This is a genomic window from Peribacillus sp. NPDC056705 (assembly GCF_043656335.1).
Genome location: NZ_JBHTYI010000030.1, coordinates 22,934 through 43,332, shown reverse-complemented (window position 1 = coordinate 43,332; position 20,399 = coordinate 22,934). Strand labels below are relative to the sequence as shown.

Sequence of the window (20,399 nt, the reverse complement as noted above, 5' to 3'; positions counted from 1 at the left end):
TTCAACACAATGAAAGAATTATATCACATAAGCATGTGATGTTTTAAGAGTTTTTATTAGAGGCTAAAAAAGACTTGCCGTATTGGGCAAGTCCTTTTGTCAGTCGCGCATGGATTCAAAATCATTCATGGCTTCAAAATTTGAGTCTTTTTGAAGAATGAATGCCTGTGAAGGAATGGCAATTTGTACATCTTCCTGATCCAATATCTCCATTATTTTAAAGTTCACATCTTCTTTGATTGATAAATATCCCCCAAAGTCCGTCGCATTCGTGAAGAAATAAAGGTAAAGGTTGAAACCGGAATGACTGAACTCATCAAATTTAACCAAAATCGTTTCAGGATGTACTTCAGGATGATCAATGAGCATTTTTTCAATTTCCCTAATGACATTTTCCAATTTTTCTTTTGGTGTCGTGACATTTACGCCCAAATGAAAGGCAATCTGTCTTTTGCCCATCTTGGACCAGTTGATGATCGGTTCATTCGAAAGGGTGGCATTTGGGACTGTAACTAAAGCTTGGGCAAAAGTCCGAACTTTGGTGCTTCGGAATGTGATGTCTTCGATGGTTCCCTCCACACTGGGAGTTTTGACCCAATCTCCTATGGTAAAAGGTTTTTCGGTAACGATGACGATACCCCCAAAGAAATTGCTGACGGTATCTTTAGCGGCAAGAGCGAAAGCCAAACCACCCAAACCAAGCCCTGCAACAAATCCATCGACATTAAATCCCCATTCTTCCGCAATGATGGAGGCACCAAAAGCAATGATGATTAATTTTATGATTTTCGTAAAGAACGGCATGACGATTTGATCGACTTCAAGTCCGAATTTACTTACCAATTTCGGAAATAATATAGTAAAGCTCGAACTGATATTAAAAATCGTCCAAAAGAATAAGAAAACAAAAAACGATCTATATATTTTCGATCTGAATTCAACCGAAGGTGAGTCGATCGGAAAATAGTGCATGGATATAATGATACCAATCAAAACGATAAGCAATCTTACCGGTTGTTCTATAGCGAGCATTAAGTTGGCGGCAAATTCTACTTTGCGTTTTTCTGCAAGTCGTAGAAAGAACTTGAATATATATGTAGTAAATACTTTTCGAAGCAAAAGGAAAATTAGAAAAATGCCAATGGAAATTCCTAATTTGGTCCAGGCTTCGATTCCATCAAATTGATCGAGTGATTCAGAAACTTCTTGCAATGTATTACTCCTCCAATGTATCTTGTAGTATTGTAGAATACTAAGATTATAATATATTCATGCTGAAAAAGGAAAAATAATCGATGATTACATTCATCATTGGGATTTAGCGATTCACTGAATACTTTTTCAAGTTATTAATGGCAAGGATATATGGTAATATGGATGCAAAGTGATTTTTTAAGTTTGGAAGGTGGAAATATTGACTAAGAAAATAGTATTTACCGGAGGCGGTTCTGCCGGTCATGTATCTGTTAATGCAGCAATCATCCCGGAATTTTTAAAGCATGATTGGGATGTTACTTATATTGGATCAAAAAAAGGCATTGAAAAAAATATCATCGAAACGGAATTTCCCGAGGTCCGTTATGAAACGATTTCCGTTGGAAAATTTCGGCGTTATCTATCTGTTGAAAATATGAAAGATCCTTTCCGGGTCATAAAAGGGATTTTTGATGCACGAAAAATATTAAAAAAGACCAAGCCGGATTTCATTTTTTCTAAAGGTGGATTCGTTTCGGTTCCAGTCGTTTTGGCAGGCAGGATGCTGAGAATACCGATCGCGATACATGAATCGGATTATACGCCTGGTCTGGCTAATAAGATTGCCATGCCGCTTGCATCTAAAATCTTCACCACTTTCCAGGAAACGGAAAAAGATCTTCCTAAAGAGAAGGCCATGTATCTTGGCGCTGTATTGCGCGATGGGATTTTTACTGGAAACGCTTCTGCTGGAAAGACATTTTGTGGATTCACGAATAACAAACCGGTATTGCTCGTTATGGGAGGAAGCCTTGGGGCCGTTAAAATCAATAATCTGATTACAGATAACCTTGATGCCTTATTAAAGGATTATCAGATTATTCACATTTGCGGGAAGGGAAATGTGAAAACGGAATTGAAACAAAGGGGATATACGCCTTTTGAATTCGTACATGAAGAATTATTCGATCTTTTGGCGGCTGCTGATGTCGTTGTGTCAAGGGCAGGTTCAAATTCAATTTTTGAATTCCTTGCTTTGCAAAAGCCGATGTTGCTTATCCCTCTAAGTGCCAATGCATCCCGTGGAGATCAAATCCTGAATGCGTCAAGCTTTGAAAAACAGGGTTTTTGTAAAGTCATCGAAGAAGAAGAGCTAAATGACCGGATTTTTAATGCTACATTAGCGGATTTAGTGAAACAATCGGATGAATATCAGGAGAAAATGCGTCAAAAACGCCCATTCAAAACGGCAGCTGAAATGTATGAATTATTACTTAAAGTAATGGGTGCAAAAAAATAAGTATCAATCCCCTCTATGTAGCATATCTTTTTCGAACAGAGGAGGGGGTAGAATGGCTTATGTATATTCCAAAGGGTGGTTCATTCAGCAGCTGAAAGCCGCAGGGATTAGCTATCATCCAATTGAGAAAAAAAAGCTGGAGCTGTATAAAACCTATATTCTAAGGCGTCTATACGACGATCTGCAAAAAAAATAAATCATAAAGAAGAACCGCAACGTCGTTGACGCTGCGGTTCTTCTTATAGGAAATTACTTATAAAAGGAAAGAAACAGGAAATAAGGATACCTGCGATAGCCATTGCCGCACCTGCGACAGCCCCGGTAAACTCACTTTCCTGGGCAGCTTGAGCCGTTCCGAGCCCATGGGCGATCGTACCATAAGCGATACCGCGTGCGAAGGGCATCGTAATGTTTAGTTTATCCATCATTTTTGGAGCGATCATCGTACCCAGTACCCCAGTCAAAATGACGAAGGCTGCTGATATATTGGAATTACCGCCATAAAGTTCGGTGATTTCAACAGCGATGGGCACTGTAATGGATTTAACCGCCAATCCTTGGAGCATGATTTGCGGAAGTGAAAATGCTTTAGCGATGGCAAAGGCAATGAACAATGTGACCAGAAGACCAAAAACCATGCCGCTAATTGCCGGCATTGCATATTTAACGATTATTTTTCTATTTTTATAAAGTGGTACGGCCAAAGCAACGGTTGCTGGTCCCAGGAAGTAGGTGATGATGTCCTTCCCTGGTGAATAATCTTCGAAGTCCAATCCGCTGATCAGCAGTACGAGAATAATTGTAATCGTACTGAAAAATACGGGTGTCGTAAAAGGTGATGGATGTTTAGCATATATTTTCCTTCCAATGAAATAAGCAAGGATGGTTATCAAGATGCTATAAGTTGTGATGAGCTCTGTCATGCTGCTTAACCTCTTCTCTATGGGATAGCTTCTGGACGGTCCAAGCCGAAACGATGAATCCAAAAACCAGGCTGACTCCCAATGTCAGTGCCAATGGCAAACCGAATTCAATGAAAAGCCATCCCATGGTCATTAAACCGATTGAAATGGGAATGAAGAAAAAGGCTAAGTGCTTTACCAAAAATCCTGAAGTAAGTTCAATCCATTCTACTTTTATTACCTTCGTCTGTAATAAACCGAATAATAGAATCATGCCGATGACGTTGCCTGGTATGGGTAAATGAAGTACATGGGCTAAATAATAGCCGAGCTTGCAAATGATGAGCAGGAAGATGAGCTGCACGATAAAAGCAAATGTTTTTTTCATGATTAAGTCCTTTCAATGATGCTTTGAATATATTGTTGAATTGGTCAATTGTATTCATTATAAAAAAATATCACTAAAAAGAATAGGGATTTGCAGCAATCGATCTTAAACATCCTGTGAAAATGGAAAAAAGAGCTTTCCAGGTTTGGAAGCTCCGGCCATTATATGAAAAGAAAAGCAAAGCCATGTTGAAATATTCATCGCTCTATGCTTCAAGTAACTGTTGTTCGTCATCATCATGCTGTCTAAGGATATGAAGGGTGTATAAATCTTTAGGGATTTCATACAAATCGTATATATCTCCTTCATGATTGATTTGATCATAAAGGGATTTTCTTGTTTCGTTGGCATTGACGGCATAGGGAAGCTTTTCTGCGGCTTTTATAGAGCGGATATTTTTTTTGCGGATACGCATGAAGACCGTTTCCAAACCGAGCTCGAAAAAAAGCTCTTTAAAGAAAGCGTCTTTTGCAATGGCATTATACCCTTTTCCATGATAAGGCTTGCCGAGCCATGTGCCTAAGAAACCTGCACCATTTTCAATATCGTATAAAGAAATACAACCGATGGGATTTTCCCATTCATCCAAGATTGTTCGTGATATGAGTTGCCCAGCATCTTCGGCTTCGATCGTTTGCTTAGTAATGAAAACATATTCTTCATATGAATCTACCTTTTGGCGCACGAAAGGGAAGACATCTGGATGCGTCATTTGTTCATAAAGAGAAAAACAATCTGTGAAATCTCTCTTTTTTAACATTTCCGTCCCTCCGTTTGAGGGCAGTTCTTATGCGTAGTCGCTGCCCACCCTCGAAATTTTTTAAGTCGCTCATCAAAAAATTTCGGGGTGGGAATCGAACCCACTAGAACCGGAAACCGGTGGCGCACCATTTGCCTTCCCTATTTTTATTGTCAGAAAATATGCAAATCAAAAGAACCTTACGAAGGTATAATACTAAAAAAAAAACGGTTTGGGAATAGGTTTTTTGCCTTTTTTTTTCGTCAAATTTCAACTTTTTCAACAAGGGTGAATTTGAAAGGCAAACGTATGCATTTTTCCATGAAAAACTGGTTTTTTCGCCTGCTTTTTTCTTTAAAATTCACCTGTGAATTGCATGAATAAAATGATCGCGCCGAGGGCCCATACATAAATGGAGAATATTTTCAGTGATCGCTTTTTTAAGAAATCGATCATCCATACTACGGCTATATAACCAAAGATTGCTGCTGCCAGGGTTCCGACGAAAAGTGCAGTGAGTGGCAGACGTTCAACTTCTCCTGTAAAAATCGGTTTCATCTGAAATGCAATGCCCCCGGTAATGGCAGGAATTGATAGCAAAAAGGAAAAATAGGCTGCAGTGGCCCTATCCAGCCGGCAGAATAGGCCAGCGGCTATCGTCAGGCCGGAACGCGAAAGGGCAGGCATGATGGCAGCAGCTTGGAAGGTACCGATGATCAAGGCATCTTTAATCGAAATTTCATTAAGGGATTTACCGCCTTTTCTTACTCCGTCCGCTACCCATAAAATCAGTCCGGTCGCTAAAAATTCCCAGCCTATGGTCACGCCTGTTTTTGAAAGGCCATCGAACCAATCTCCGAGTAAAATGCCGGCAATCACTGCAGGGATTGTCCCGGCAATGAGAAGCAGGGTCATTTTAGAGAAAGGTTTTTTCAAAATGGCAATAATGTCATTCTTATAGACGACCAATAACGCTAGCAAGGTACCGATATGGAGCATGGTATCCAGAAAAATGCCGGCCTCGTCAAGATGGAAGATATGCCGTCCTAAATATAAATGTCCAGTGCTTGAAATAGGTAAAAACTCAGTCAAGCCTTGAATGATCCCAAGGATGAAGGCTTGAAATTCGTTCAGCAAAAAAACATCACTCCATTCTAGAAGGTATGGGACATCCATTATTTAAACTGTATGCACAAGACGGATGAACATATTCTGATTTTTTGTCATATGTATTGCCAATTGGGTTTTATGAAGAAAAGGCAGTCCAAATTTACTTTTTTCGAATATAATGAGAGGAAAAATGAAACTATTTTGCATTTGATTCGTAATTATTCATATGAGAAAGGAGGAGAAGACACTATGCCTACTAAAGATGAAAGAGTGTTTGCTGCCCTTATTTATGTGATCAGCTTTTTTACAGCATTTATCGGTCCTTTAGTGATTTGGTTATTGAAGAAGGACTCGTCACAATTTGTGGATTATCACGGAAGGGAATACCTGAATTTTTTCATTTCCTACACCGTATATTCAATAGTTGCAGGGGTACTCACTATAGTATTGGTTGGATTCTTGCTATTGCCGGTTATCGGGATAGCTTTAGTCGTATTCACCATCATCGCTGCCGTTAGGGCTTATGAAGGAACGGATTATCGGTTCCCATTGATTTTCAGGATTTTATAGTTATGATGTAAAAAGGATTCCGTTCAATTCGGAGTCCTTTTTTATATGAACAAAGTTGGGAATTGACCTACATTAAAAAGGGAATAGATCACATTAAAGCGAATAAAATATTATGATAACTACTTCAATGCACTTTTAGGAAGTGGTTGCCGGGCGGTTTGTGGTACTGCAGAACAATGTTCGTGCAAGGGGGCAATCTTTCTTGTAAGGAGTGAGGAGCAGAGCAGGATATGAATATACGTGAATATTATCAGAAAACAAGCAATTCAAATCTTCATGCATCTTGGATATCACTTCTTTTGGCCATTGTATTTTTCCTTTGCCATATTTTTAAAATGATTCCGGGCAATATATTATTGATAACGTCTCCTTTTATTTTCTTTAGCATTGCCCAATTTGTCAGTTATCGTATATATGAAAATAGAATGAAGGAATTGCCTGATGATCACATCGGGACACATGCTGGGTTATTTAAAAATGAACATGTTTTATTGACTTTTATGCCAGCACCGACATTGCGCCTGCTTCTATTTGCGCCTGATGGATCTCTAATGGGCGAGGTACGTGATTTGAATATGAAGTGGTTCATGTGGATGATACCCAATTTCTTGTCGATGCTTTTGGCCAAGCGTTATGAACTGGTGGACCATGAGGGGCGTTTGCTGGCTAAGTACCATATCAAAAGGGGACTTTTCAATAAAATGACGATCATGGATGATCAAGGCGGCATTATTGGATCTTATCAAGAAAATCGGTCATTCGTAAAGGTTAATGGAATGATATATAAGGAAGATGGTACGGAATGGATGCCCATTGAAACGCCGGGAAGTGTGAATTCATTCGAGATTGCCACAAAAGAAGGGGGGAAAATCGTTTCATATCAAGAGGGCTGGATGCCTTTGGAGTGGGGGAAACGATTCAAGACAAATACACCCATCCTTTCTTTTTCTTCAAATGTTGATGAAATTCCTAAAATCATCGTCTTTGGGTTCTGTGCAGCCACGCTAAATCATCGTTCAAATTGACTAGGATTACTTCTTTAGCAAATCTTTTAAATATTTGATATAATCAAAGTGGAATACATAGATTAAATACTCAATTAAAAGGTGGTAAATATGACTTTACTTAATGAGATTCTTGATTTTAATGAACAGTTTGTAGAAAAAGGTGAATATGTCAAGTATAAAACGGATAAGTTCCCTGAGAAACGTATGGTCATCATTAGCTGTATGGACACTCGGCTCGTTGAACTATTGCCGAAATCCTTGAATGTCAAAAATGGCGATGTCAAAATCCTGAAGACTGCCGGGGCAATCGTCTCCCATCCATTCGGAAGTGTCATGCGGAGTATCCTTGTTGCCGTTTATGAGTTAAAGGCGGATGAAGTATTGGTCATTCCTCACCATGATTGCGGGATGGCATCAGTCGATGCTGATTCTATGGTAGGGAAGATGATCGAACGTGATATTCCACAAAGCACCATCGATACCCTTGGAGCTTCAGGAATAGATATTCGGAGTTGGCTTCGCGGATTTGACGATGTTTATGAAAGTTGTAAGAAAAGTGTGGAAGTGATTAAAGGGCACCCTTTGATTCCTAAAAATATTCCTGTACATGGTCTTATCATTTCACCTGATACAGGGAAGCTGGAATTGGTAGTCGATGGGTATGCCGAAGGACAAAAATAATATATTCAACGAGGCTGTCGGGATTATTTCCGACAGTTTTTTTCAAATTCTGATCAATACTATTTATTTTTATCCTTTTTTTTGTTAAAATCGCCAAGTGTAGTTTGTCACTAATACAAACGGGTGGGCGAGGGACAAATTTAATAAGGATACAACATGAAGAAATTAAACTTGGAGACGTTTTTTCATTTTTCCGACTATGGAACGAATGGGAAGCGTGAAATCCTTGCTGGAGTGGTCGGCTATTTTACAATAGTCTATATTCTCATCGTGAATTCCCTGATTTTATCGGAAGCGGGCATTCCGATTAATGGTGCAGTGATTGCGACGATTCTTTTATCGGCTTTAAGCTGTGTCATGATAGGACTTTGGGCGAATGTCCCAATCCTCCTCGTTCCAGGAATGGGCGTAAATGCCCTATTTGCTTATACCATGGTCCAAGGAATGGGTCTATCTTGGCAATCGGCATTGGGTGCTGTATTTATCTCAGGGGTTATTTTTGTAGTCATCGCTTTTACAAAATACTCTAAGTTAATCAGTGATTCGATTCCAAGGTCGATAAAAGAAGCCATATCTGTCGGTCTTGGCTTATTCTTGATGCTAATCGGTCTCGAGAAGGGCGGGATAATCACGAGAGGTTCATCATCTATCGTCGCACTGGGAGATTTAAGCGATCCAGCGGTGTGTGCAACGGTGTTGACCTTTTTGCTGGCAATTACTCTGTTCATCAAGAATGTCCCCGGTAATTTCATGATTACCATCCTGGCAGGCAGCCTCATTGCTTATTGGTTCGGGACAGTTCAACTTTCAAAAATTCATTTTTCAGGCATTGACACAGCTTCCTACGGCGATCTATTCTTTTCATTATCGTTCTTGGAAGCGAACCGGATAGAATTCTGGATAAGTGTATTTGCAATGACGATGGTTCTTGTTTTTGAAAATATTGGTCTTGTACACGGGCATGTAGATAGCATAAACCGCCAGGATGCCTATAAAAAGTCGCTGCAGGCGACAAGTGTGTCCGTTCTGTTTTCAGGTATATTCGGTTCGAGTCCTACCGTTGCTACAGTTGAAACGGCAGCTGGAATCGCATCAGGAGGCAGAACTGGTTTTACTTCCGTGGTGACGGGCGTGCTATTCATTCTATCACTTCTATTTATACCGGTGATTAAAGTAATCCCTGATAGCGCCATTGCCCCCATCTTAATTATCATTGGCATCTTGATGCTCGGAAATATAAAAGAGCTGGATTTCAGCGATTTAACCGAGAGCATACCTGCAATCATGATCATCACGATCATTCCTTTCACTTACAGCATTGCCGATGGAATGGCATTCGGTTTCATCCTGTACCCGTTCTTGAAGCTGGTAACCGGAAAAGCGAAAGAAGTGTCAGCCCCGATGTATGTGAGTGCCGGAATGTTTATCGTCTATTTCATCATTGGTATGATCGGTAAATAATCCAATAGAGCGGTTGGAATGAGTTAATTCTTATTCCAACCGCTCTTCTTATTTTTTCGTCGGAAAAAATGGATATAATGTGATTTACGCGATGACACATCCAGCTTGAAAATGCTATGATATAGAATATTAAAAAATTGATATATGACAAGCAGCATATTAGAGGATGTGACAGGATGATTATTGAAGGTTTAAAAAGCCATGGTTCAGGAAATGATTTCTTAATCATTGATGAGTTGACTACGGCCCTGACGTTTACTGAAGAGGAGCGGAAAAATTTCGCGAAGGCCCTATGCAATAGGGAGAAGCTTGGGGCGGATGGTATTTTGTTCGTAATGAAAAGTGAACATGCTGATTGCCGGATGCGTGTTTTTAATGCGGATGGTTCGGAAGCCTCGATGTGCGGCAATGGACTTCGCTGTGTTGCACGATACGCGAACGACGTTCTAGGACTCGATAAAATGATTGTGGAAACCATGAAGGCAAATCTACTCGTGGAAAAAACGGAAGATATTTATGAGGGAATTCCGACTTTCAAGGTGGAAATTTCACCGGTAAGTTTTAATGTGAAGGATCTACCTCTTGTATTGGCTAAAGAACAGTTGCAAAACGAATTATTGCCGGAACTTCATGATACCCTATTATTTTCGGCATTGGCGGTTCCTAATCCACATTTGATCACGCTGGTCGATAGTGAGGTTTTGCAAAGTGGTTTGCAGGACGAACTTTCAACAAAGGTCAATCAACCGAATGAGCTTTTCCCTGATGGTGTCAATGTCAGCTTTGTGAAGGAGCTGGAACCAGGGAGCATTTATGTGCGGACATTCGAACGGGGGGTAGGCTTCACAAATGCGTGTGGAACGGCGATGTCAGCCTCAAGCCTAGTAACATGCTCTGTTGGATTAAACGCGTTGGAAAGTGAAATATCTGTCTACAATAACGGCGGAAAAGTTAAATGCGTGGTCCACCATGATGATGAAAGCCAAAAGTATTCAATTGATTTAATCGGGAACGCAACCTATGAATTCAAGGTATCGATTGAAATGGACTTAGATCAGCCTGAAAAATTTGAAGTGCTTGAAAAAGAGGATTTTGAATTGGAAACAAGCTTATATGCCAAGCTTCAGGATGAAGTTCAAAGTTATTTGAAAACAAAATTATAAAAAATTTCAGACTGCAGCAAACTCGAAGAAAAGAGAGTTTGCCTGCAGTTTTCTCATTTAAAAACCTCTTAGTAATGTAATCAAAAGACCATTCCCGTTAATCCGGAACGGAAGTCACGGGGCTCCTGCATAGAAAAGTGCGTTCCAGGAAGAGTGCCTGGTGAGGGGGATCAACGTTCCATATTAAACTCCTTAAGACCATCAGTTGTTGGTCTTTTTTTGTTTTAGGAACGACAATACTTCCAAAAAGGCTGGTCCATTATCGATGAGTCTGTAATCCATAAATGCACACCCTTCCCTTTTTATTCTGCTTGGTATGGTTTCAATCGTAAAGTCCTTTAACTGGAGACTTTCGTCCACTTCCTTCCAAAACAAGGGTGTAGCCACACCAGCGAAAGAATTTCCCCGCGGGGAATAAGGAAGGATGATGGTTTTTCCTTCACTATGCTGCACAAAGTCCAGGTAAAGTCGATTATGCCGATTTATTTTCATCCTTTCCGTAGTAAAATCATTTGGGGTGGAACTTGATAAGTAGTCACCGAGAAAGTCAGTGAAAATGCGTGTCTCTTGATAAGTAAATGTGTCTGCAGGCAGTGGGATGTGTATTTGCAGTCCTTTGTTACCTGAAGTTTTTACAAAAGCTTTTATCCTTAATGAATCCATCACCTTCTTTATTTCCTGTGCGGCCTTTATCGCTAAGGAGAAATATTCGATGGAAGGAGGATCCAAGTCCAGGACGATTTCGTCGGGACGTGTTTTACCCGCTTTCTGAAATGGCGCATGGAATTCCAATGCAAGTTGATTGCCGAACCAAAGAAGCGTTTCAATATCGTTACATAGCATATACTCGATATCTTCATCAATGAACGTTTTAATAAAGGACGGCGCATAATCAGGTTTGTTTTTCTGGAAAAATCTTTCTTTATCCAAAGTGCCATGAGGATAGCGGATCGTCGTAAGCAGTTTATCCTTCAAGAAGGGTAAGAAGAAAGCTGAAACCTCCCGTAAATAATGAAGGTATTCAACCTTTACCACCTTTTTATTTCCTGTTATCCAAAGCGGTTTATCCCTGGAAGTTATTTGTACAGTATCTGGAAATGTATATTGACCTAGCACGAATTTCTCCCAGGTACATTCTTCAGGAGCCGTTTGTAAAAGCCATTGTGAAAACTGAGGCTCACGCAATTCATTCTCCTCATACACGTGTAAGAATTGGACTTCGATGCAAATGGATGGATGGATATAAAAAAATTGTATGTCCTCGTCTGATGCATTTTGCTTGATCAGTTCATATAATATCCTTTTATCTTGAGGACTCAGTCCATTTTTAACACTTCCGATTTTGGTTACGGCACCTTCTTTGAAAACTGCGAGGGAAACGTAACCATTTTCTTTGTGCAATGCTGTAATGAAACAAGAAACGGTCTTCCAATTTTTCACCTTGATCCATGAGGCAGTACGTTTCCCTTCCTGCCAAGTCCCACCAATTTCCTTGGCGACAACCCCTTCGCCATCTAATAGGGTGACCTTATTCAAGGCATTATCCAATACGTCAAAACTCTCTATTAATTGTATCAAAGCCTTATCGTTGGGATCAGGAGGCATAGGAAAGCCAAGATTTGCCCCCATATTCAACATCAATTCCCTTCTTTCTTCCATGGGTTTAGCTGCTACGTTTTTTCCGCTGATGCTAAGCAGGTCAAACGCTATGAACCGGCATGGGGAAAAACGGGCCTTTTCTGAAATTAAGGATTGTTTCCCAAGGCGTCCTCGCCACTGTATTTGGAAAAAGTCGGCTTTCGCCTGATTGGTAAGCCAGACCAATTCGCCATCCATCCGAAGCGGGAGATATTCTTCCAGGTGCAGATTTTTGATGTAAGCAATGATTTCCGGGAATTGTGGTGATAATTCCTTTTCGTTCCGACTCGAAATGCTAATGGTATCGGAGTCTATCGTTAATATAGCCCTAAAGCCGTCATATTTGACTTCATAACGCCAATCCTTGGAATTGGGGGCTTCAGGGTAATAGGTAGGCAGCATCGGTTTCATTTTTTGTATTTACCTCCGCAAATAATTGATTAACATTATTTTGCCAAAAAAACGAAGTGTTAGAGTTGGCAATTGTTTTTTCGGTTTTTTTTGAACAAAGGGGAATAATAAAATTGTTCTTCTCTTTAAAAATAAGTTATGAGGTGACGAATATGCATACGATGTGGAAGGGGAGCATATCATTCGGTTTGGTGAACATTCCGATCAAACTTCATGCTGCAACGGAGGATAAGGATATTTCTTTGAGGACGTTGCACAAGGAATGTCATTCACCGATTAAATACGAAAAGGTTTGCCCGGTATGCCAGAAAGAAGTGGGGAAGGATGATATAGTCCGCGCTTTTGAGTATACAAAGGGAAAGTTTGTTGTATTGGAAGACAATGAACTAGAACAACTGAAAAAACAAAACGAAGAAAAAGCCGTGGAAATCGTGGATTTCGTTAAAATTGAAGAAATAGATCCCATTTATTTTAACCGGAGTTATTACATGTCTCCTAATGACGGAGGGATAAAAGCTTATTCCCTTTTGAGACAGGCACTCAAGGAATCGAATAAGGTAGGGCTAGCGAAAATCATCATTCGCTCCAAAGAACAAATGGCGGTAATCCGAGTCGTTGATAATACCTTGGTGATGGAAACGATTCATTATCCGGATGAAGTTCGCCCCACAGCGGATGTTCCGAATATTCCTGCCAACGATACCATTGTAAAAAAAGAAATCGATACTGCCGTATTATTGATAGATCAATTAACGACTACTTTCGATCCGACAAAATACACCGATGACTATCGAACCGCGTTACTTGAATTGATTGAATCAAAGAAAGCAGGACAGACGACGATTCCAGCCAAAACAAAAGAACCAATTTCCAACAATGTAACCGATTTAATGGAGGCATTACAGGCATCCATTGACCGTACGAAACATGATGAAACGGAAATGAAAAAGACGACCCGAAAGAAAGTGGCACCGAAAAAAAAGAAGCAAGCTTAAACAGGAAGCTGAGCGGAAGACACATGATGTCGCTCGGCTTTCTGCTTGTTTTAGCAAGGTAATTTGCTTTCTAAATGGTAAAGAAAGTGAATTAATAGGGGGGAGATTTACATAGGTAAGGAAAGTGCAAATATGTAAGTGGATCACGATGTAAGAAACAGAATGGAAATAAAAGAAAATGGTGGATGGAAATGAAGGCAAAAAAAATTCGCTCCCTAAAGAGCGACAATGAGGAATTCAATCGTGAAAATCAACATATAGGCGAACGGTTGTAGTTTTCGACTATATATTGTGTTCATATTCTACCATATTTAATTCTGAAATAGCAACAAAATTACTGAAACTAACCTATGAATTTTTCTGGAAATCAATGATATTTCCCCCATTTAACGGCTCATGAGGCTTTTGCATTTTCATATTCTTATAAAAAACTACAGTATAAAATGGACTTTTAGTATAATTTATACATACAGGATGATATAAATTAAATATGAATGGAAGATGCAAAATGGAAAATGGAAAAATCAAAGCACTTCATGCCGGGAAGCCGAAACAAGAAATTTTTTCAAATATCGAAATCTATTCAGCAATGGATAAACAAGAACAGGATAATGTGACAGTGACTAAATCAGGTATAATTGGTGATGGGGTTGGTAATGTAAAGTTCCATGGAGGTCCTGATCGCGTTTTGTGCTTTTACCCCTTTGAGCATTATTCAATATGGAATGAAAAATTCTCTAAAAAACTGGAAATCCCTGCATTCGGTGAAAATTTAACCGTAGCGGGGATGAGGGAAGAAACAACATATATTGGCGATATTTATCAAATAGGCGAAGTGATTGTTCAAATTAACCAGGGGAGGATACCTTGTTCGACCATTTCCCATTTCAATCAAGAACCTAAGTTTTTGGAACTCGTGCTGAAAACGAGTTTCACTGGTTATTTTGCAAGAGTACTTCAAGAAGGAACGATAAATAAACAAAACGATATTGGGCTGATAGATCGTTTGCAGGAAAAAATTTCAGTTCATTATGCAGCAGAGGTACTCCTTCATAAACGAGATGGGCTGGAAGGCGCAAAGGCTTTACTTACACTAGACTCGTTAGCGGAAGACTGGAAACAAAGGATTTTGAAGAGTGTTCAAGCTGCAAAAGGTTGAATGATTTTTGCAAAAGTGAAAAAAATGTCGATCAGGTATTGAAATTGACAGATTATTAATGTAAATTAAATATAATCAAATTTTGAAATCTTATGAAAATTATATAAATGGATCTTATCGAGAGAGGTGGAGGGACTGGCCCGAAGAAACCTCAGCAACCAGCTTAGGCAAAGGTGCTAAATCCAGCAAGCAGAGCTTGATAGATGAGGAGAATGTTTCAAAAAACCTTCTTCTTTGAGAAGGTTTTTTTTCCTTTTCTCTCATACTCATAGAATACGACAAAAACAGGATTGTTTTTGAGAGAGGGTGTAATGATGGATTTTCGTAAAGACGTGAAAGATAGAATACTGGTTGGGGAAGGGGCAATGGGGACCTTATTGTATTCAAATGGCATCGATCAATGTTATGAGGAATTAAACTGTACGAACCCAGATCAAATAGAGTCCATCCATCGTGCCTATCTGGAAGCCGGTGCAGATATCCTTCAATCGAATACATACGGAGCCAATTTCAACAAATTGAAACGGTATGGAATTGAAGATGAAGTAAGCAGAATCAATCGCCAGGGAGTCATTCTTGCTAAAAAAGCGGCAAAAGGAAAGGCATACGTCTTCGGTACCATAGGGGCACAGCGGAGCATCAGGAAATCGGATTTAAGCATGGAAGAGATAAAACGGGGTTTTCGTGAACAGCTATACAGTCTTTTGATGGAAAACCCTGATGGGATTCTCTTGGAAACATTTTATGACCTGGAAGAACTGGAAACCGTCCTGCAAATCGTTAAATATGAAACTGGACTGCCGATCATAGCAAATGTTTCGATGCATGAACTGGGAAATCTTCAAAATGGAATCCATTTAAATGAAGCTTTTCAAAAACTTGAGCAACTGGGTGCCGATGTTGTTGGGGTGAATTGCCGTCTCGGTCCACATCATATGATTCGGGCCTTGGAAGAAGTGAGTTTGCCAAAGCAAGCATCAATTGCCATATACCCAAATGCCAGCCTCCCGGATTATGTGGATGGAAGGCTCGTCTATAAAGCTGTGCCGGAATACTTCGGTTCAAGTGCCCTAGAACTTCGTGAGCAGGGGGCCGCGATCATAGGAGGGTGCTGTGGAACGACTCCGCTGCATATTCAAGCTGTAAAGAATGCGATTGGAAGTTTGGCTCCTGTGAAAGAGAAATTTACGAAATCCCGTGAAATAGAAATAATTGAAGTGAATGATAGAGAATTGGAACGTCCCCTGTTCGAAAAGGCCAAAACAGAAAGGACGATTCTAGTTGAACTTGATCCTCCGAAAAAGTTAGGTATAGAGAGCTTCATGACTGGTGCCGAGGTTTTGAAAAAAGCAGGGGTCGATTCCATTACATTAGCCGATAATTCGCTTGCCTCACCAAGGATATCGAATGATGCACTGGCCAATTTACTGAAGAACCAATTGAATATAGAGCCAATGGTGCATATAACATGCCGTGATCGAAATTTGATTGGACTGCAGTCACATTTAATGGGTCTGCAAACGGTGGGTCTGAACGAAATATTGATCATCACCGGAGACCCTTCAAAAATTGGGGACTTCCCGGGCGCCACTTCGGTTTATGATTTATCTTCCTTTGACCTAATAAGTATGGTCAAACAATTTAATGAAGGTCTTTCCTATTCGGGTCAAAGTTTGGGCCAACGGGCAAATTTCAAAATTGCTGCAGCGTTTAATCCCAATGTGAAATATCTGGATAAAGCGGTACTGAGAATGGAAAAGAAGATTGCCTGCGGTGCCCAATCCTTCTTGACACAGCCAATCTATTCCGTGGAGCAGATCGAAGAAGTATATGAAGCCACAAAACATTTAGAAACCCCGATCTTCATCGGTATCATGCCCTTGACAAGCACCAGGAACGCCGAATTCATCCATAATGAAATCCCAGGCATCAAATTGCCTGATAATGTTAGAAGAGCCATGGCGTTAGCGGGGGATGACCCTGTAAAGTCGAGGATTGAAGGAGTGAATATCGCGCGAGAGCTAGTGGACGCGGCAAGGGAAAAATTCAAGGGCATATATTTAATCACTCCGTTCCTTCGCTATGAAATGACGGCGGAACTTACGAAATATATTAGAAAAGTCGATAGTAAACATACATCAGAGGTGGCAGTACATGAATAAAAAAGCGATTCAAGATCAGTTAAATTCTAAAATACTCCTTCTTGACGGGGCGATGGGAACCATGCTTCAAGCGGAGAATTTGACGGCAGGGGATTTTGGAGGGGAACAATTCGAGGGCTGCAATGAATATTTATCATTGACGCAACCGGAAATCATCCAATCCATTCATGAAAAATATTTAGCAGCGGGTGCAGACATCATTGAAACAAATACCTTCGGAGCGACCAGCATCGTACTGGAGGAATACCAAATAAGCACTATCGCCTACAAGCTAAATAAGATTTCAGCTGAGCTTGCCGTTAAAGCTTGTGAAAAGTACTCCAATGATGAATGGCCAAGGTATGTAGCTGGCTCGATGGGTCCAACTACAAAAACGCTTTCCGTAACGGGAGGAACGACTTTTGATATTTTAACCGATTCCTATGCAGAACAGGCACTCGGTCTCTTGGATGGCGGGGTAGACTTGTTATTGGTGGAAACCTGTCAGGATATGCTTAATGTCAAGGCTGCCTTTTCCGGAATCAAAGCAGCATTCGCTAAAACAGGAAAAGATGTGCCTGTCATCATATCAGGGACAATCGAACCGATGGGCACTACACTTGCTGGCCAGTCCATCGAAGCTTTTTATTTATCGGTTGAACATATGAAGCCCGTTGCTGTCGGCCTTAATTGTGCAACAGGGCCGGAATTCATGATAGACCATATCAGGACACTTGCAGATATATCAAATAGCGCCATTAGCTGTTATCCGAATGCCGGGCTCCCTGATGAAGAAGGGCACTATCATGAGTCACCTACTTCACTGGCAGAGAAAATGAAGCAATTTGCCGAAAAGGGATGGATCAATATCATTGGTGGATGTTGTGGTACGACACCAGAACATATTAAAGAACTTTCCAGGGTCCTCGAAGGCATGAAACCCCGTACAATTACGGAAACAGCCCATGGTCATGCCGTATCGGGCATAGAGCCGCTAATTTATGATGATTCAATGCGGCCTTTATTCGTAGGTGAAAGAACGAATGTTATCGGTTCCCGAAAATTCAAGGAGCTGATACGCGGAAAGCATTATGAGCCAGCTGCCGAAATTGCACGATCCCAGGTAAAAAAAGGGGCCCATGTCATTGATATCTGTCTTGCTGATCCTGATGGGGATGAGCTTGGCGATATGAAGGAATTTGTGGAAGAGGTCGTCAAAAAAGTGAAAGTCCCATTGGTCATCGATACTACGGATGAAGCCGTGCTTGAACAAGCATTAAAACATTCACAAGGAAAATCGATCATTAATTCCATAAACCTTGAAGATGGTGAAGAGCGCTTTGAAAAAATAGTGCCATTAGTCCATCAATATGGTGCTGCCGTTGTCGTAGGAACCATTGATGAAACTGGGATGGCAGTCGATGCTGAACGGAAATTGGAAGTGGCTACACGGTCTGTGAATTTGCTCGTTAATAAGTACGGTCTGAACAAAAGTGACATCATTTTTGATCCGCTTGTATTTCCTGTAGGTACAGGGGATGAACAATATATTGGATCTGCATTGGAAACGGTGAATGGAATAAAGGCGATTAAAGAAAAATTTCCGGAATGCCTAACGATACTTGGCATTTCTAACGTTTCATTCGGTCTGCCAGTGAGGGGAAGGGAAATATTAAATGCCGTTTTCCTCTACCATTGTACAAAGGCGGGTCTCGATTATGCTATCGTGAATACAGAAAAACTTGAACGTTTCGCTCTGATACCGGAAGAGGAAGTGAAATTGGCTGAGGCACTGCTATTTGAGACTTCAACTGAAACTTTAGCGATTTTTACCGAGTTTTATCGCGGGAAAAAAGCGGAGAAGAAGGATAATGGTGTGATCCTGCCATTGGATGAACGTTTAGGTAACTATATTATCGAGGGAACGAAAGAAGGATTGGTTGATGATTTAAATGAAGCGATTGAGCGCGGTGACACCCCATTGGAAATCATCAATGGACCATTGATGGATGGCATGAGTGAGGTGGGGAGATTGTTTAATGACAACCAACTTATTGTCGCAGAGGTGCTTCAGAGTGCTGAAGCGATGAAGGCGGCAGTATCTCACCTTGAACCACTAATGGAAAACTCTGAAGATAGTGCTAAGAAAGGGAAAATCCTTTTGGCGACCGTCAAGGGAGATGTGCATGATATCGGGAAAAACCTAGTGGATATCATCCTATCCAATAATGGCTATGAAGTCATTGATTTGGGCATAAAGGTCGCACCGCAACAAATCATAGAAGAGGTTCGAAAACATGAGCCAACCATCATTGGCCTATCTGGGTTACTTGTCAAATCTGCACAGCAAATGGTTTTAACAGCACAGGATTTAAGGCAAGCGGGAATAGATACCCCAATTTTAGTGGGAGGGGCAGCATTATCCCGTAAATTCACCGATTTTAAAATATCACCAGAATATGAAGGACCGGTTTTATATTCCAAAGATGCGATGGATGGTTTGGCTGTAACGAATATTTTACATGACTCTGACAAAAAAGTGGTGTACTTGGAAGAGTTAGTCGAGAAACGGGAAAGAGCGAAAGCGAATGCCGCCATTGCTGCCACGATGGAAAAACCTGTTCGGAAGCAGTCCACAGCTGCCCCTTTAAGCGATGCTCCTGTTCAAATCCCGCATGACATCAAGCGTCACGTCCTGAAAAACTATCCATTGGATGTCATCCAGCCGTATATTAATAGGCAAATGCTGATTGGACATCATTTGGGGTTAAAAGGTAAAGTGTCCGAATTGCTTAAGCAAGGGAATGAAAAAGCAGTGCAACTCAATGATCTCGTTGATGAATTGATTGAATTTCTAAAGACGGAACCGGATTATGGTTTGAATGCAGTTTATCAATTTTTCCCTGCTCAAAGCGAAGGAGATAAGCTATTGGTATACAACCCGGAGAACCATAACGAGGTTTTGGAAACTTTCGACTTCCCCCGGCAAGATACGAATCCGCATCTTTGTTTAGCGGACTTCGCGAAACCAATCTCCTCCGGGCAAATGGATTATGTTGGTTTCTTCCTGGTCACTGCCGGAAAAGGGATTAGAAAATGGGCAGAAAAACTAAAGCTTGAAGGCGATTTCTTGAAAAATCACGCCCTTCAATCACTTGCTCTCGAAACAGCTGAAGGTTTCGCAGAAAGAATTCATCAATTAATGCGGGATGATTTAGGTATAAGCGATCCGATTGAAATGTCCATGAAAGAGCGGTTTGCCGCTAAGTACACCGGGCAAAGGTTTTCATTTGGTTATCCTGCTTGTCCTAATCTGGAAGACCAGGAGAAGCTATTCCGCCTGTTACAACCTCAGGATATTGGCGTGGAATTGACTGAAGGATTCATGATGGAACCAGAGGCTTCCGTGTCAGCCATTGTTTTTGCACATCCTGAAGCCCGTTACTTCAATGTCGATCGATAACTCATTTAATAAAGGCAGCGGTATTTTTTACCGCTGCCTTTTAGTGCATGAAACCCCTTAATTGGTACATCTTAATG

At 40.7% G+C, this 20,399-nt stretch carries 17 protein-coding genes and 1 riboswitch; of the genes, 11 read left to right on the top strand and 6 right to left on the bottom strand.

Going from position 1 to position 20,399, the window contains the following annotated elements:
- Positions 1–99: 99 nt before the first annotated feature.
- A complete protein-coding gene (locus tag ACFRAK_RS23135; RefSeq protein WP_387604227.1) occupies positions 100–1,212 on the bottom strand; it encodes a mechanosensitive ion channel family protein in 1,113 nt (370 codons plus the stop codon).
- A 193-nt stretch (positions 1,213–1,405) separates the two neighbouring features.
- Between ACFRAK_RS23135 and ACFRAK_RS23130 the strand changes: the two genes are divergently transcribed.
- The gene (locus tag ACFRAK_RS23130; protein ID WP_387604228.1) at positions 1,406–2,494 is read left to right on the top strand and encodes an undecaprenyldiphospho-muramoylpentapeptide beta-N-acetylglucosaminyltransferase; all 1,089 of its coding nucleotides are present in this window, start codon (positions 1,406–1,408) and stop codon (positions 2,492–2,494) included.
- Positions 2,495–2,546: 52 nt separating this feature from the next.
- Positions 2,547–2,690 carry a DUF2639 domain-containing protein gene (locus ACFRAK_RS23125; protein WP_387604230.1) on the top strand — a complete coding sequence of 48 codons (144 nt, stop codon included), beginning with the start codon at positions 2,547–2,549 and terminating at the stop codon, positions 2,688–2,690.
- Between the two features lie 43 nt (positions 2,691–2,733).
- On the opposite strand, the gene ACFRAK_RS23120 is transcribed toward ACFRAK_RS23125, so the two are convergent.
- From ACFRAK_RS23120 to ACFRAK_RS23105, 4 genes are all read right to left on the bottom strand, one after another.
- Positions 2,734–3,417, bottom strand: coding sequence for an LrgB family protein (locus ACFRAK_RS23120; protein WP_387604232.1), 684 nt, complete (start codon positions 3,415–3,417; stop codon positions 2,734–2,736).
- Positions 3,392–3,784, bottom strand: coding sequence for a CidA/LrgA family protein (locus ACFRAK_RS23115; protein WP_394572571.1), 393 nt, complete (start codon positions 3,782–3,784; stop codon positions 3,392–3,394). The genes ACFRAK_RS23120 and ACFRAK_RS23115 overlap by 26 nt, the downstream gene beginning before the upstream one ends.
- A gap of 205 nt (positions 3,785–3,989) precedes the next feature.
- Positions 3,990–4,544, bottom strand: coding sequence for a GNAT family N-acetyltransferase (locus ACFRAK_RS23110; RefSeq protein WP_387604236.1), 555 nt, complete (start codon positions 4,542–4,544; stop codon positions 3,990–3,992).
- Between the two features lie 333 nt (positions 4,545–4,877).
- On the bottom strand, positions 4,878–5,657 hold the full coding sequence (locus tag ACFRAK_RS23105) for an undecaprenyl-diphosphate phosphatase (RefSeq protein ID WP_394572575.1): 780 nt from the start codon (positions 5,655–5,657) through the stop codon (positions 4,878–4,880).
- 225 nt (positions 5,658–5,882) lie between these two features.
- On the opposite strand from ACFRAK_RS23105, the gene ACFRAK_RS23100 reads away from it, so the two are divergent.
- The 5 genes from ACFRAK_RS23100 (at position 5,883) to dapF (ending at position 10,515) form a co-directional block, all read left to right on the top strand.
- Positions 5,883–6,203, top strand: coding sequence for a DUF4870 domain-containing protein (locus ACFRAK_RS23100; protein WP_387604238.1), 321 nt, complete (start codon positions 5,883–5,885; stop codon positions 6,201–6,203).
- A 230-nt stretch (positions 6,204–6,433) separates the two neighbouring features.
- Positions 6,434–7,228 (top strand): hypothetical protein, encoded by a 795-nt coding sequence (locus ACFRAK_RS23095; RefSeq protein WP_394572570.1) that lies wholly within the window; start codon positions 6,434–6,436, stop codon positions 7,226–7,228.
- A 90-nt stretch (positions 7,229–7,318) separates the two neighbouring features.
- Positions 7,319–7,891: a beta-class carbonic anhydrase gene (locus tag ACFRAK_RS23090; protein ID WP_387604242.1), complete on the top strand. Its 573-nt coding sequence runs from the start codon at positions 7,319–7,321 to the stop codon at positions 7,889–7,891.
- Positions 7,892–8,047: 156 nt separating this feature from the next.
- Positions 8,048–9,352 (top strand): NCS2 family permease, encoded by a 1,305-nt coding sequence (locus ACFRAK_RS23085; protein ID WP_387708803.1) that lies wholly within the window; start codon positions 8,048–8,050, stop codon positions 9,350–9,352.
- A 176-nt stretch (positions 9,353–9,528) separates the two neighbouring features.
- Complete coding sequence (gene dapF, locus ACFRAK_RS23080) at positions 9,529–10,515, top strand: diaminopimelate epimerase (RefSeq protein WP_387604246.1); 987 nt, start codon at positions 9,529–9,531, stop codon at positions 10,513–10,515.
- A 201-nt stretch (positions 10,516–10,716) separates the two neighbouring features.
- Here the strand turns inward: dapF and ligD are convergent, their stop codons facing one another.
- On the bottom strand, positions 10,717–12,564 hold the full coding sequence (ligD, locus tag ACFRAK_RS23075) for a DNA ligase D (protein ID WP_387604248.1): 1,848 nt from the start codon (positions 12,562–12,564) through the stop codon (positions 10,717–10,719).
- A gap of 152 nt (positions 12,565–12,716) precedes the next feature.
- Between ligD and ku the strand changes: the two genes are divergently transcribed.
- From ku to metH, 4 genes are all read left to right on the top strand, one after another.
- Positions 12,717–13,559, top strand: coding sequence for a non-homologous end joining protein Ku (gene ku, locus ACFRAK_RS23070; protein ID WP_387604250.1), 843 nt, complete (start codon positions 12,717–12,719; stop codon positions 13,557–13,559).
- Positions 13,560–14,067: 508 nt separating this feature from the next.
- Positions 14,068–14,718 (top strand): MOSC domain-containing protein, encoded by a 651-nt coding sequence (locus ACFRAK_RS23065; RefSeq protein WP_394572569.1) that lies wholly within the window; start codon positions 14,068–14,070, stop codon positions 14,716–14,718.
- A gap of 111 nt (positions 14,719–14,829) precedes the next feature.
- A riboswitch (SAM riboswitch) is annotated at positions 14,830–14,928 on the top strand.
- A gap of 104 nt (positions 14,929–15,032) precedes the next feature.
- Positions 15,033–16,880, top strand: a complete 1,848-nt coding sequence (locus tag ACFRAK_RS23060; protein ID WP_387604254.1) for a bifunctional homocysteine S-methyltransferase/methylenetetrahydrofolate reductase — start codon at positions 15,033–15,035, stop codon at positions 16,878–16,880.
- A complete protein-coding gene (gene metH / locus ACFRAK_RS23055) occupies positions 16,873–20,322 on the top strand; it encodes a methionine synthase (RefSeq protein WP_394572568.1) in 3,450 nt (1,149 codons plus the stop codon). The genes ACFRAK_RS23060 and metH overlap by 8 nt, the downstream gene beginning before the upstream one ends.
- Positions 20,323–20,399: the final 77 nt, after the last annotated feature.

What these genes read in the sequence shown, in the direction of transcription:
- ACFRAK_RS23095 (WP_394572570.1), top strand. Translation starts at nt 6,434, where the DNA reads ATGAATATACGTGAATATTATCAGAAAACAAGCAATTCAAATCTTCAT.
- ACFRAK_RS23110 (WP_387604236.1), bottom strand. Translation starts at nt 4,544, where the DNA reads ATGTTAAAAAAGAGAGATTTCACAGATTGTTTTTCTCTTTATGAACAA.
- metH (WP_394572568.1), top strand. Translation starts at nt 16,873, where the DNA reads ATGAATAAAAAAGCGATTCAAGATCAGTTAAATTCTAAAATACTCCTT.
- ACFRAK_RS23115 (WP_394572571.1), bottom strand. Translation starts at nt 3,784, where the DNA reads ATGAAAAAAACATTTGCTTTTATCGTGCAGCTCATCTTCCTGCTCATC.
- ACFRAK_RS23065 (WP_394572569.1), top strand. Translation starts at nt 14,068, where the DNA reads ATGGAAAATGGAAAAATCAAAGCACTTCATGCCGGGAAGCCGAAACAA.
- ACFRAK_RS23120 (WP_387604232.1), bottom strand. Translation starts at nt 3,417, where the DNA reads ATGACAGAGCTCATCACAACTTATAGCATCTTGATAACCATCCTTGCT.
- ACFRAK_RS23085 (WP_387708803.1), top strand. Translation starts at nt 8,048, where the DNA reads ATGAAGAAATTAAACTTGGAGACGTTTTTTCATTTTTCCGACTATGGA.
- ACFRAK_RS23125 (WP_387604230.1), top strand. Translation starts at nt 2,547, where the DNA reads ATGGCTTATGTATATTCCAAAGGGTGGTTCATTCAGCAGCTGAAAGCC.
- ku (WP_387604250.1), top strand. Translation starts at nt 12,717, where the DNA reads ATGCATACGATGTGGAAGGGGAGCATATCATTCGGTTTGGTGAACATT.
- ACFRAK_RS23060 (WP_387604254.1), top strand. Translation starts at nt 15,033, where the DNA reads ATGGATTTTCGTAAAGACGTGAAAGATAGAATACTGGTTGGGGAAGGG.
- ACFRAK_RS23090 (WP_387604242.1), top strand. Translation starts at nt 7,319, where the DNA reads ATGACTTTACTTAATGAGATTCTTGATTTTAATGAACAGTTTGTAGAA.
- ACFRAK_RS23100 (WP_387604238.1), top strand. Translation starts at nt 5,883, where the DNA reads ATGCCTACTAAAGATGAAAGAGTGTTTGCTGCCCTTATTTATGTGATC.
- dapF (WP_387604246.1), top strand. Translation starts at nt 9,529, where the DNA reads ATGATTATTGAAGGTTTAAAAAGCCATGGTTCAGGAAATGATTTCTTA.
- ligD (WP_387604248.1), bottom strand. Translation starts at nt 12,564, where the DNA reads ATGAAACCGATGCTGCCTACCTATTACCCTGAAGCCCCCAATTCCAAG.